The organism is Veillonella sp. AF13-2 (assembly GCF_003603295.1).
Lineage (GTDB): Bacteria > Bacillota > Negativicutes > Veillonellales > Veillonellaceae > Veillonella > Veillonella parvula_E.
In genome coordinates, this window is the sequence record NZ_QTMT01000001.1 from 169,129 (window position 1) to 182,505 (window position 13,377).

14 protein-coding genes are annotated in these 13,377 nt (G+C 39.4%); all 14 read left to right on the forward strand.

Annotated features, from left to right (window positions below):
- Positions 1 to 37: 37 nt before the first annotated feature.
- The 14 genes from DWV85_RS00765 (at position 38) to hydG (ending at position 13,301) form a co-directional block, all read left to right on the forward strand.
- Positions 38 to 1,921 (forward strand): TIGR03960 family B12-binding radical SAM protein, encoded by a 1,884-nt coding sequence (locus DWV85_RS00765; RefSeq protein WP_123137817.1) that lies wholly within the window; start codon positions 38 to 40, stop codon positions 1,919 to 1,921.
- A complete protein-coding gene (locus DWV85_RS00770) occupies positions 1,893 to 2,588 on the forward strand; it encodes a TIGR03936 family radical SAM-associated protein (protein WP_123137818.1) in 696 nt (231 codons plus the stop codon). The genes DWV85_RS00765 and DWV85_RS00770 overlap by 29 nt, the downstream gene beginning before the upstream one ends.
- Positions 2,589 to 2,622: 34 nt before the next feature.
- Positions 2,623 to 4,050, forward strand: coding sequence for an Rne/Rng family ribonuclease (locus DWV85_RS00775; protein WP_123137819.1), 1,428 nt, complete (start codon positions 2,623 to 2,625; stop codon positions 4,048 to 4,050).
- Positions 4,051 to 4,078: 28 nt separating this feature from the next.
- Positions 4,079 to 4,654: a manganese efflux pump MntP family protein gene (locus tag DWV85_RS00780; protein ID WP_123137820.1), complete on the forward strand. Its 576-nt coding sequence runs from the start codon at positions 4,079 to 4,081 to the stop codon at positions 4,652 to 4,654.
- Between the two features lie 200 nt (positions 4,655 to 4,854).
- A complete protein-coding gene (rplU, locus tag DWV85_RS00785; protein ID WP_004698652.1) occupies positions 4,855 to 5,166 on the forward strand; it encodes a 50S ribosomal protein L21 in 312 nt (103 codons plus the stop codon).
- Between the two features lie 2 nt (positions 5,167 to 5,168).
- Complete coding sequence (locus tag DWV85_RS00790) at positions 5,169 to 5,483, forward strand: ribosomal-processing cysteine protease Prp (protein WP_004698521.1); 315 nt, start codon at positions 5,169 to 5,171, stop codon at positions 5,481 to 5,483.
- A 12-nt stretch (positions 5,484 to 5,495) separates the two neighbouring features.
- Positions 5,496 to 5,780 (forward strand): 50S ribosomal protein L27, encoded by a 285-nt coding sequence (rpmA, locus tag DWV85_RS00795; RefSeq protein ID WP_004696430.1) that lies wholly within the window; start codon positions 5,496 to 5,498, stop codon positions 5,778 to 5,780.
- A 144-nt stretch (positions 5,781 to 5,924) separates the two neighbouring features.
- Complete coding sequence (locus DWV85_RS00800; protein ID WP_119563216.1) at positions 5,925 to 6,581, forward strand: ATP-binding cassette domain-containing protein; 657 nt, start codon at positions 5,925 to 5,927, stop codon at positions 6,579 to 6,581.
- Positions 6,578 to 7,342, forward strand: a complete 765-nt coding sequence (gene fetB / locus DWV85_RS00805; protein WP_101928415.1) for an iron export ABC transporter permease subunit FetB — start codon at positions 6,578 to 6,580, stop codon at positions 7,340 to 7,342. Before DWV85_RS00800 ends, fetB begins: the two co-directional genes overlap by 4 nt.
- Before the next feature lie 293 nt (positions 7,343 to 7,635).
- A complete protein-coding gene (locus tag DWV85_RS00810; RefSeq protein ID WP_024061979.1) occupies positions 7,636 to 8,658 on the forward strand; it encodes an iron ABC transporter permease in 1,023 nt (340 codons plus the stop codon).
- 1 nt (position 8,659) lies between these two features.
- A complete protein-coding gene (locus tag DWV85_RS00815) occupies positions 8,660 to 9,658 on the forward strand; it encodes an iron ABC transporter permease (RefSeq protein ID WP_004698530.1) in 999 nt (332 codons plus the stop codon).
- Positions 9,659 to 9,672: 14 nt separating this feature from the next.
- The gene (locus tag DWV85_RS00820) at positions 9,673 to 10,482 is read left to right on the forward strand and encodes an ABC transporter ATP-binding protein (RefSeq protein WP_123137821.1); all 810 of its coding nucleotides are present in this window, start codon (positions 9,673 to 9,675) and stop codon (positions 10,480 to 10,482) included.
- Between the two features lies 1 nt (position 10,483).
- The gene (locus DWV85_RS00825) at positions 10,484 to 11,572 is read left to right on the forward strand and encodes an ABC transporter substrate-binding protein (RefSeq protein ID WP_123137822.1); all 1,089 of its coding nucleotides are present in this window, start codon (positions 10,484 to 10,486) and stop codon (positions 11,570 to 11,572) included.
- A gap of 310 nt (positions 11,573 to 11,882) precedes the next feature.
- Entirely contained in the window at positions 11,883 to 13,301 is a 1,419-nt protein-coding gene (gene hydG / locus DWV85_RS00830) for a [FeFe] hydrogenase H-cluster radical SAM maturase HydG (protein ID WP_123137823.1), read from the forward strand.
- The last annotated feature ends 76 nt before the right edge of the window (positions 13,302 to 13,377 follow it).

Consider the following 13,377-nt stretch of genomic DNA (forward strand, 5'->3'; position numbering starts at 1 on the left):
ATTGTGAAAGAAGTCTTTCATTAAAGACGGAGGATGTATGATTCAATTAGATACGTCATGGTTACAACATGTCCAAAAGCCTGCTCGCTACACGGGCGGCGAATACAATAGTATCGTGAAAGATCACAGTACTGTTGATGTAACTATGGCTTTAGGTTTTCCCGATGTGTACGAAGTGGCCATGAGTCATTTGGGCATCAAGATTTTGTATGGTCTCGTAAACCGTCGTGAAGATGCGGTAGCCGAGCGCGTATTTGCACCGTGGCACGATATGGAAGAGGAAATGCGCAAGCGTAATATTCCATTATTTTCTTTAGAAACACGTACGCCTATTAAAGACTTTGATGTGTTAGCATTTACGCTTCAATATGAAATGAGCTTTACTAACATTTTAAATATGCTCGATTTAGCAGGCATTCCTATGTATGCTAAGGAGCGTGATTTAGATTTTCCACTGCTTGTATGCGGTGGCCCTTGTGCGTATAATGTAGAGCCTATTGCTGATTTCTTTGATATCGTATCCCTCGGTGAATCCGAAGAGTGGGGCGATGAATTCATCGACTTATTTAAAGCAGAAAAAGCCAAAGGCTTCCCAGGTGGCAAAGAAGGCTTTTTGCGTAAAGTAGCCCAAATTCCTGGCACATATTGCCCGGCTTTATATGATGTAGAATACACCGAACAAGGCGATTTTAAATCGATTACGCCGCGTTTTGAAGACGTACCTGCAGCCGTTGAGAAACGTATTATAGAGGATGTAGAGAATGTATTCTATCCAACAAAGCCTGTTGTACCGTTCCTTGATATAGTGCATGACCGCGCTGTATTGGAGTTATTCCGTGGCTGTACGCGTGGTTGTCGTTTCTGTCAGGCTGGTATGCTCTATCGCCCGGTTCGTGAAAAGACGCCAGAACGTTTGTTACAGATTGCTAAAGATACAATTGCCAATACGGGGTACAATGAAATATCCTTGATGAGTTTGAGCTCTGCGGACTATTCTAAATTGCCTGAACTCGTAGATATGCTCATGGAAGAGTTTAAAGATAAACAAGTTAGCGTTAGCTTACCGTCATTGCGTATTGATAGCTTCTCTATCGATATTGCGAAAAAGGTACAGCAAGTGCGCAAGAGTGGTCTTACCTTTGCTCCTGAAGCAGGTACGCAACGGATGCGTGACGTTATCAATAAGGGCGTTAGTGAAGAAGATTTGTTAGCCGCATGTACTAATGCCTTCAAATCAGGATGGAACACGGTTAAATTGTATTTTATGATGGGGCTTCCTACAGAAACAGACGAAGATTTGGCTGGTATTGCAGATCTTGCGTACAAGGTGCTTGACTTGCACCGTGATATTACAGGCAAACGTAATGGTTCTGTAACGGTGAGCGTATCCTTCTTCGTACCAAAAACACATTCTCCATATCAGTGGTATGGTCAAGAAGATGTGGAGGAGATTCATCGTAAACAACGTTACTTGAAGTCTCTCATTAATAATCGTAACATTTCTTATCACTATCATGATGGTTATACTGGCTACATGGAAGCCGCTTTTGCTCGTGGAGATCGTAGACTATCTAAAGTTCTCGTAGAGGCTTGGAAGGCTGGTTGTAAATTTGATGGTTGGACTGAGTTCTTTAACTATGAAGCTTGGTTGAAAGCATTCGCTGACTGCGGATTGGATCCTGCGTATTTTGCACGTCGTACACGAGATTTCGATGAGCCATTGCCTTGGGATCATTTAGATTGCACTGTAAGTAAAGCTTTCTTAAAACGCGAGTGGGAACAAGCGGTGGCAGCTAACCTTACAGGCGATTGTCGTCGAGCTCCATGCAAGGGCTGTAATGTATGTCCAGAGCTCAATACAGCTATTATTGACTATAAGGAGGGTGGCAGAGTTGAAAAAGTTACGTTTGGCCTTAAATAAGGGCGAAGAATTACGATTCCTGTCACACCTTGATTATGCTCAAGCTGTAGAGCGTATGATACGTCGAGCAGAAATTAAAATGGCATATTCTGAAGGCTTTAACCCTCATATGAAAATTAGCTTTTCCTCTGCTCTTGCTTTAGGCGTAACGGCAGCGGCTGAATATATCGATATGGATGTGCTCGAAGATGATAGTTTAGAGTCTATTATGGACCGCTTAAACCGCGTAGCGCCTCCTGGTCTTGAGGTCCTAGATGGTAAAGAAATGCCTGAAAAGGTGAAAAAGATGATGGCCATTTGTAACTTTGCTATCTATGAGGTAACAGGTCCTGTGACAGATAAAAATGCAGATTGGGATGCGTTACTTAAACCTTTTAATAAAGCAACGGAAATTTCTTATGAAAAGGTGACACCTAAGAAAACTCGTACCATTGATGTAAAAGAGTTTGTAAAAGAACCGGTCGTAGCCTCTATTAAGGATGACATGGTGACTCTTACAATGGGCATCGGTATTTATCCGCAAGGGACTATTAAACCTAGCGAAGTATGGAAGCTTGGTAAAGAACAGTATAATTGGCCTATTACTTCAGATTACGAAATTCATCGTAAAGCCATTATGGTAGAAAACGAAGAAGGTCGCTATACGCCATTAGAGATTAATTACTAATTATAATTTAGCTGATAAAGAAGGGAGGGATAGGATGCATAAAATTTTGGTCAATGTTATGCGCGAAGAAATTCGCATGGCTGTTATCGATGAAGAAGGCCAGCTAGTGGACTTTGTCTTGGAGCGTACCGATGAGTCTCATATGGCAAATCATATGTACAAAGGCACAGTAAAGAATGTATTGAATGGTATGCAAGCGGCCTTTGTTGATATTGGGGGCTCTCAAAATGCGTACTTGAACTTACAACAAGGGAAGGAACAGAAAATTTTGCCACGCTTATCTGTGGGGCAACAAATTCTCGTTCAAGTAGTGAAAGAAGAAATGCTTGGTAAAGGTGCTCGCGTAACTGCTGATGTCAGTTTGGCGGGCCGCTTTATGGTGCTTTTACCGTATTCTGAAGGCATGCATATTTCTAAAAAGATTACTGACGAAGCCTTGCGTGCAAAGTTGCAAGAATTAGCAGCACCTTATGTACAAGAAGGTTGCGGTTTTATTATTCGCACTGCGGCAGCTAAGGCTAGTGCTGATGAAATAGGCCGTGACATGGATTACTTGTGGCGTACATGGCAACATGTGTTGAAGCGCTTTAAGGTGGCTAAGAGCGGTACTGATTTATATAGTGACGCAGATTTCTGGTTCCGCCTCGTACGGGACTATGCTCATCGCAATGTAGAAGAAATCATCGTCGATTCCGATATGGGTGAAGATCGATTGATGGAGCTCTTAGGTCATGGCCCTACATCGCAACAAATTAAAGTAACACGTCATCGCGATAGCACACCTATCTTTAAAGCAAACCATATTGAACCGCAATTAGAAGATCTTATCTCTCGCGATATTAATCTTCCTTCTGGAGGGTCAATCCGTATTGATCATACGGAGGCTCTTACCGTATTTGATGTAAATTCTGCTCATTATACTGGTAAATCTAATAAGCTAGAAGATTTAGCTTTTACAGTCAATAAAGAGGCGGCAAAAGAGATCTGTCGTCAATTGCGCTTGCGTGATATCGGTGGTATTATCGTCATCGATTTTATTGATATGAAAGACAAAGAACATCAACAAGAGTTATTAAAATTGTTGGGGGCACAAGCTAAGTTAGATAAAATGAAAACCGTTGTATGCGGCATTAGTTCGCTTGGCCTCGTAGAGATGACGCGAAAGCGAGCTCGCCAAGGCTTGCAAACCTTGATGTTTGATACATGCCCTCAATGCGGTGGTACGGGCTATATGTTGTCGGGTCGTACTGTATATATGCAGATTGTGCGTCGCATCCGCGAGTTATTTAAATCAGGACGTATTAAAACGAATCTAGAAATCGAAGTTCATCCAGAGGTGGCCCAGTATTTAACAAAAGCTATTGTCGAGGATTTAGGTGAGTCTATAGGTCGCAAGATTTCTATTGTAGTAAATCCACAAATTAGTCGAGAAGGATATTCCTTGATGGCTATAGCCGAATAAGTAAGTAGTTTGTTTATAGGTGAGTATAGTGTCTATATTTGAAATTGTATTAATTAGTATTGGTCTTGCCATGGATGCTTTTGGCGTATCTATTGGTAAGGGGCTGACAATGCCTGTAGGTGAGAATAGTCGGAAGGTCACTTTGGCCTTTCTATTTAGCTTGTTTCAGTTCCTAATGCCCCTCATCGGTTGGCTCATAGGACGTCAATTTATCGATGTCATATCTGATTGGGATCACTGGATTATCTTTGGTCTTCTTGGCTATTTAGGTATCGCTATGATTCGAGAAGGGCTTAGCGATGATGATGAAGAGGACGATGATAAGCAATTTTTAGGTGTCTGGGAGATGGTGATGCTCTCCGTAGCGACCAGTCTCGATGCGATGGCTGTAGGGTTGACCTTTGCGTTCTTACCTATTAATGTATGGGAAGCTTCTACCATGATTGGTATTATTACCTTTGGCATTTCTTTAATTGGTGTGTACTTAGGTAAATTTATGGGCCAATTTGTTGGAAAATATGCAGATATAGTTGGTGGAGGTGTATTAATTCTCATCGGTACAAAGATACTCTTACAGCACCTTGGAATTATCGGAGAATTTTAAAGCTCTGTATATATAAGTGTTAAAAACTAGGTGAATTCTGTAGTTTTTGGTTTGACATGATAGTGTAAATAGTATATACTATATCAGTATTAGTTCGGTTTTCTGAACTTTGCAATCCGCGTGAAGCAGGTTTAAACGCCCGACCGAAGTTCGGGTCGGGATACCGAGTTCAGCGAGTTCGATAACAAGGAGGTGTTCTCATGTACGCAATTATTAAAACTGGTGGTAAACAATATCGCGTTGCTGAAGGCGATGTAATTACTATCGAAAAATTGGAAGCAGCTGCTAACGAGTCCGTTACATTCGAAGAAGTTTTGACTGTAGTGAATGACGGCGACGTTAAAGTTGGCGCTCCTCTTGTAAACGGTGCAAAAGTTACAGGTACAGTTCTTGAGCATGGTAAAGGTAAAAAGATCTTAGTATTCAAATACAAAGCTAAATCCAACTACCGTCGTCGTCAAGGCCATCGTCAACCGTTCACAAAAGTTCGTATTGAATCTATCCAAGCTTAATTATGGTTTCCATTGGAATCCAGCGGAATAGTGATGGTCAAGTTATTGGTTGTCATATGTCCGGTCATGCAGGATATGATGAACATGGCTTCGATATCGTATGTGCTGCAGTGTCTGCCTTATCGGCAACGGCAATGTTAGGCCTCACCCAAATTGCTCAACAAGAAGGTGAGTATACGAATAGCGAAGGTCAATGTGATATAGTTCTCTCTGGTACGATTAATCAGAGTGGACAGGATATTCTGGGGACTATGCTTCTCGGTTTGGAGGAAATTAGCCGTCAATATCCAGAGTTTGTCCAAATTCACGAAATATAGGAGGTGAAGTTAATGTTTACTTTTGATTTGCAATTGTTCGCACATAAAAAAGGTGTGTCCAGTACTCGTAACGGTCGTGATAGTGAATCTAAACGTCTTGGTGTTAAATGCCATGATGGTTCCATCGTAAAGAGCGGTAACATCATCGTTCGTCAACGTGGTACTCACTTCCACCCTGGTACTAACGTAGGTATCGGTAAAGATGACACTTTATTCGCACTTGTGCCTGGTAAAGTAGCATTTGAACGTGCTGGTCGTTATAACCGTAAAGTTAGCGTATACCCTGTAGAAGCTTAAGTTTACAAGACTATTAATCCCTAGTGGTTTCCACTAGGGATTTTTTATTGTTTATTATGGTGTAAGTTGTATTGGTATAATATAATATAATTTAAAGTTATTATTAAATATATCATAGAGTCTTGAAATATGATCGGAGGCATTATGGCACTATTAGAGTTATCTAATATATCCTATGTTGTAAACGAAAAGTCTATTATCCGTGATGTGTCTCTATCTGTACATGAAGGAGAGTATCTCACTGTTGTAGGCCCTTCTGGTAGTGGTAAAAGTACACTTTTAAAATTATGCAGTGATTTGATTAGTCCTACCTCAGGGATTATTACTTATAATGGACGTGATTTAACCACTATAGATCCAGAAAGTTATCGAAAAGAGGTAGGTTATTGCTTTCAAAGACCTTACTTGTTTGCAAAAACGGTGCGTCGTAATATTTTGTTCCCTTATGATATTCGAGGTATGGAACCTGATATGATTCGTATCAAATATCTTTTCGATTTACTTCATATGCCTATTGAATATCTTGAGCGCCATAATGATGAACTATCTGGTGGAGAAATGCAACGGATTTGTCTCATTCGAAGCCTTATCTTTGAACCTAAAGTATTGCTTTTAGATGAGGTTACCTCTGCATTAGATGCTGTTAACACGGCTATCGTGGAACAGGTAATCGATGAACTTCATAATAATGGGATGACCATCATAGCAATAACACATAGTGAGGAACAAAGCTTACGTAAGGCTAATCGCCGCATTACAATTGTAGATGGATCATTAGCTAAAGAGGAGGTATTACGGTGAGTCAATTTCATGCTATTTCAGCCATGTCATTATGCCTTGCATCTATATTAGTTATTATAAGTATGTTTATGTCCTATCGGCAGGAGTTGAAGTTAGAGAAAGATATTTTTATAAGTGCTTTACGAGCTACCATACAGTTATTTGTTATAGGCTTTATTTTAGCTTATATTTTTAGTACTGAAAGTCCTATATTCATAATCGGATTATTAGGTTTTATGGCTATTAATGCAGCCTATAATTCTTCTAAACGCGGCAAGGGAATACCATATGCATTGTGGATTTCTTGGTTTGCCATAACCGTAGGTGCAAGCATTACATTATCGATTTTGCTTCTAACAGGTGTGCTTAACTTTACTGCTTATCAGGTGATTCCTGTTGGAGGGATGGTTATTAGTGGAGCTATGGTAGCAATTGGCCTTTGTTATCGGCAAATGCTATCAAATTTTGAGTTACGCCAACAAGAGGTGGAAATTAAACTAGCGTTAGGAAGTACGCCTAAGCAAGCGTCAAAAGCCATCGTGCGAGATGTTATAAAGACTGGATTGCAACCTACTGTGGATAGCGCTAAGACTTTAGGAATCGTGGCTTTACCAGGAATGATGACAGGTCTTATCTTAGCGGGGATGCCTCCACTTGAAGCTGTAAAATATCAAATGATCGTGACATTTATGAGTTTATCTACTATATCGATTGCTTGCTTTATTACTTGTCAATTAGCGTATAGAACATTTTTTAATAATAGGAATCAATTAAATAGGTAAATTTAGTGCTTTAAATATATTTTATTGTACATCAAATCAGAATATTTACTCATAACTTAGAGTAGTAGCCTTAAGGTTACTGCTCTTTTTTTATAGAAATAATGTTTATATATGATTATAGGAATAAAAATTGTTGGATATAATTCTGTATAGTTATAAAGGTTTACTTATTTTGTTTTTAACATTGCATCATTGCTATAAATGATACTGAGATTTATTATTGAAATAGATAGAGCATTGTTGATATAATGTATCAGTAAATTCTATAGTATTTCGTATTGTAAGGAGTTCTTATGAGCAATTATGACGTAGAAACAAGGGGAGGGCGCGCAGCTAAAACTACGCTACTAGGTATACTGGCTTTAGCTATTTTAATTGCCACATCTCTTGGTTCACTCTTCATTGGGATACGCTATATCAGCCTAGATGATATTACTTTATCCTTTACTAACTATGATCCTAATAGTATAGGTCAGATGATCGTTCAAACATTGCGCTTGCCACGTATGATAGCAGGTATCGTTGTAGGTATCAGCTTTGCCGTATCAGGTGCACTGATGCAAGGTGTTACCAACAATCCTATGGCAAGTCCTTCTATTTTGGGGATTAACGCAGGTGCCAGTTTTGGTTTAGCTGTTGGGATGATTTTATTTCCTTATTTAACCTTAAATGGAAGTATTTTGTTTTCCTTCGGTGGGGCCGCATTGGCAACAATGTTCATTTTAGCTCTTGCTAAACGCGTAGGTGGTAAAGCTACTCCTGTATATCTTGCACTTGCAGGTACGGCTATTAGTGCAGTATTTGTGGCTGTTACACATATGCTTGTTGTGTACTTCCAAGTGGCACAAGAGTTAAGTTTTTGGACTGCAGGCGGCATTAGTGGTATTCGCATGGAACAAGTATTACTCGTATTACCTTGGACACTCATTGGTATTCTTATTGCCATGTACGTATCTAAATCTGTTACGCTCTTAAGCTTTGGCGAAGAGGTAGCTATTGGTCTTGGCAGTAATTTAAATCGTGTACGTGTATTATCTGGTTTGACTGTACTTATTCTTAGCGGTTCTGCTGTTGCTCTAGCCGGTCCGATCGGCTTTGTAGGTCTCGTTATTCCACATATAACACGTAAACTGGTAGGCATCGATTATCGTCTTGTAATTCCATTCTCTGCACTCTTTGGTGCAGTACTTGTTATGATTGCTGACGTTGTAGCTCGTATCGTAAATCCTCCATTCGAAACACCATTAGGTGCCATTACTGCCCTTGTCGGTGTTCCATTCTTTATTTATTTAGCAAATCGTAAGGGAGGAAAATAAGATGAAAAAACGCTTTTTTGCCTACTCTTTCGTTATGACGCTCATGTTGTTAGGTGCCATGTATGGACATCTTCATACAGGCTTTAGTGATATGTCTACATCTGATCTTATTCGTATTCTCTTTGGCGGTGGTAATGATGTAGAAAAACTCACAGTTTTTGATTTCCGTTTAGTTCGCACCATCTTGGCTGTATTTATTGGTATGGGCCTTGCTATGTCTGGTGCAATTTTTCAAACTATATCTCGAAATGAATTGGCTAGTCCAAGCTTGTTAGGTGTAAATGCTGGTGCTGGTTTAGGTGTAGTTCTTTTAGTATATTTTGCAGGCTCTACAACGGCGTGGGGAATTTGGACATTACCTACTGTTGCCGTAGCTGGGGCTGTTGTGGCAGCGATTTTAATTTATCTTCTATCTTGTCGCGGTAGAGATATTATTTCGCCATATCGTTTAATCTTAACAGGTATCTCTATGAGTGCAGGATTCCATGCATTGCAAGTCTTACTCGTAACGCGTTTGGACCCTAATAAATTTTATTTAGTTAATACTTGGACCATCGGCACTATTTCGGGTAATACCTGGGAGCATGTATGGGTGCTTGCACCAATTGTCATTGTATTATCACTCATTCTTTATGCCCGTTATATGGAGTTAAATTTATTGAGCCTAGCTGATGAAACGGCGATTGGGCTTGGTGTACATATAAATCGCTCTAGATTTGTATACCTTATTATTGCAGTTCTTTTATCTGGGTTCTGTGTAGCTATCGGCGGCAGCATTGGTTTTGTAGGGCTTATTTCCCCGCATATTGCACGTCGCTTAGTCGGTGCCGATCATGCCTATTTCTTGCCATTAACAGGTCTAATTGGAGCTATTTTAGTGGTCACTGCCGACTGGATTGGCCGATCCATTATTGCGCCTGATGAAATCCTCTTAGGGATTATTGTAGCTTTAATCGGGGCACCATACTTCTTGTATATTCTAGCGAAAACAAAAGCGTAAAAGGGGAAATATAAATGAAATTAGAAATTAAAAACCTAACTACTGGTTACGGTGATACAAAAATTATAGAGAACTTAAATCTTACGATTCCAGAAGGCAAGGTAACAGCATTAATTGGTGCTAATGGTTGTGGTAAATCTACTTTACTAAAAACTATTTGTCGTATTATTCGACCAATGGATGGCGATGTCTTACTAGATGGTAAATCTATCGGTTCTTATGGTAGTAGAGAACTAGCAAAAAAGGTTGCTATTTTGCCTCAAAATCCAACGGCACCTGGTGAAATTACAGTTCGTGAACTTGTTATGTACGGTCGTGCACCGCATCAAGGCAGCTTATTTGCCCGTACTACAAAAGAGGATAAAGAAATTGTAGAGTGGGCTTTGAAGGAGACTGAATTACTTCAGTTTGCAGATCGTGGCATTACAAATATGTCTGGGGGGCAACGGCAACGCGCATGGATTGCCATGGCTATCGCTCAAAATACAGACATTCTATTCCTCGATGAGCCTACTAGCTTCCTTGATGTATCTCACCAAATGGATGTATTACATCTTGTGGAACATTTGAATAAAACGTACAATAAGACAATTATCATGGTTATTCATGAACTTAATGAAGCAGCTCGTTTTGCCGATAATTTAGTTGCCATGAAGGATGGAAAAATTCAATACGAAGGTACGCCTCATACTATCTTCCATAATGAAATGTTGAAGGTTGTATTTGGTGTAGATTCTACAATCATGAATGACCCTAAGACAGATCGTCCGTTCTGTATTCATTATTCTATGAAAAATTATGGCCATACGGCACGTGAGGTGTAGTATGAAGCGTTTGTTAATTTCTGGTCTTTTGGGGGCTTGTATGCTCATGGGAATTGCAGGATGTGGTCCACAGGAAAATGGTATGACTCATGAAGCCATCTATGCTAATCTTGATGATAAGGTAAAAACAGCCCTTGAACGGTCAAATGATCCGAAAGACATTGATAAAGAGTTTAAGAAGCGATTAACGGCTATCCAAAAGGCAGCAGATAAAATTGTTACTGTTGAAGGAGATAAGATTATTGTCACTCATAAGCTCGGGACAACAGTTATGCCTAAAGAACATAAACGTATCGTGGTTGTTCGGACAGAAGATCCTATGATTGCATTAGATGAATCTTTTATAGGGGCAAATTTTAATGAAAAAAGCTATCTTTATAATGAATTAAGTAATCGTAATGTTCAAAATTTTAGTATTAATGATGAAACAAAGACTATCAACTATGAGCAGATTCAGGCTTTAAAACCGGATTTGATTATTATGCGTGACTCTTATGGTAAAGCGGCATATAATGCACTTTCTAAAATTGCTCCAACCATTTCTGTCAACGTAAATAAGGAAGAAGTTGCACTACTAACTATTGCTAAAGCACTTGGGGTCCCTGAAAAAGGGGAAGCTCGTTTGAAAGAATATTATTCACAGGCGAAGAAAACAAGGATAGCTTTAGCTGAACATATGCAAGGGGAAACCGTAGCTTTTCTAAGAATTTTAAATAAAGAAATACGATTGTATCCGTATATGAAAAGCGATTTGAATGTCTTTATGGCTGAATTACTTAATATTAAACCGCCTGATATGGTATTAGAAACAGAACTTAACCCTACGAACAATGCGATTTCTTTAGAGCGATTACCCGATCTTGATGCAGGCTATTTAATCGTTTCTGCTGGTTACGGTGCTTCTAGTGCTAATAATCAAGGTGTAGCAGACCAACGATTGGCAAATCTTAAAAAAGATGAGTTATGGAAAAATTTGCCTGCTGTAAAAGCCGATCATGTATTGCAAGTGGATAGTACTTTGTGGATGGCCCATGGTATTATTGCGAAAGAACGTGCTATGAAAGAGCTGTATGATACATGGGGACAATAGGACTAAATACATTTGTAATATATAGTTAGTATTATTATGTAAGGGTTTATCTCGTGTAAAAATACATACATACATTTTAGTCATGTTCGATATAGATAATCGATATAGATTAGAAACTCCCATGATATAAAGGTTGCTTCCTCTTATGAGGTGGCAACCTTTTTACATGTATCAAATTCCTGTGCTTTTTAGTAGGAATAGTGGTATACTATGTACAGTATCAGTGAAATACCAGAAGACTGGTTGTCATATACTTTCATAAACCTAAAGAGGGGTGGCATTGCCACTAGAAAGATTTGAGGTAAGTACTATGTATGATGTAAAATCCCCAAAGGCGGAAGAATTTATTTCCCATCAGGAAATCCTTGACACACTTGCCTATGCAGAGGAAAACAAGGAAAATCGGGAGTTGTTAGATGCTATTTTAGCGAAAGCTGCTACATTTAAGGGATTAAACCACCGAGAAGCAGCAGTTCTCTTAGAATGTCCGTTACCTGAATATAAGGAAAAGCTTTTTGCTTTAGCAAAGGAAATCAAGAAGGCTATCTACGGCGATCGTATTGTTCTATTTGCACCGTTATACTTGTCTAACTATTGTATCAATGGATGTGTGTATTGTCCGTACCACTCCAAAAACCGCGATATTAAACGTAAAAAATTAACGCAAGACCAAATCAGAGAAGAGGTTATTGCGTTAGAAGCAATGGGCCATAAGCGTATTGTAATTGAGTCTGGTGAAGATCCCCTTAATAATCCACTGGAATATATTTTGGAATCCATCAAGACGATTTACGGTATCAAAAATAAAAATGGTGAAATCCGCCGTGTAAACGTAAATATTGCAGCTTGTTCCGTTGAGGACTACAAAAAATTACATGAAGCTGGTATTGGCACATATACATTATTCCAAGAAACATATAATAAAGAAAACTATGAAGCCTTACATCCTACAGGCCCTAAGAGCGACTACGCCTACCATACAGAGGCGATGGACCGCGCTATGCAAGGTGGTATTGATGATGTAGGCATCGGTGTTCTTTATGGTTTGGAACATTATAAATACGATTTCGTTGGTTTGTTGATGCACGCAGAACATTTAGAGGCTGTGTATGGGGTAGGTCCACATACTATTTCTGTACCTCGTATTTGTCCAGCGGATGATATCGATGTAGATGATTTCAGTAATGCTGTACCTGATGATGTATTTGAAAAAATTGTTGCTCTTATCCGCGTCTCCACACCGTATACAGGTATGATTATGTCCACTCGTGAAAGTCAATCCATGCGTGAACGTGGCTTGGCATTAGGTATCTCCCAAATTAGTGGTGGATCTCGTACTAGTGTAGGTGGTTACAAAGAAGAAGAAAAGCCAGAAGATAATACGGCACAATTCGATCGTAGTGATACGCGTACATTAGATGAAATCGTTAACTGGTTGCTAGACCTAGGGTATGTTCCAAGCTTTTGTACTGCTTGTTATCGTGCAGGTAGAACTGGGGATCGATTCATGGCTCTTGCAAAATCCGGTCAAATTCACAACTGTTGTCAACCAAATGCGTTGATGACATTGAACGAATATATCATGGATTACGGCAATGATGAAACTAAGGCTCATGGTTTTAAGGTTATTGAACAACAGTTAGAAAATATCAAAAATGATTTAGTTAAAGATAAAGCTAAAGCTTATATTGCACAGATGAAAGACGGCGAACGGGACTTCCGGTTCTAAGGAATTCACTGATATGGAGCCTCCTATTGATAATGGGAGGCTCTTTCTTGTTGAGAAAATAGCAAACTTTAAATGA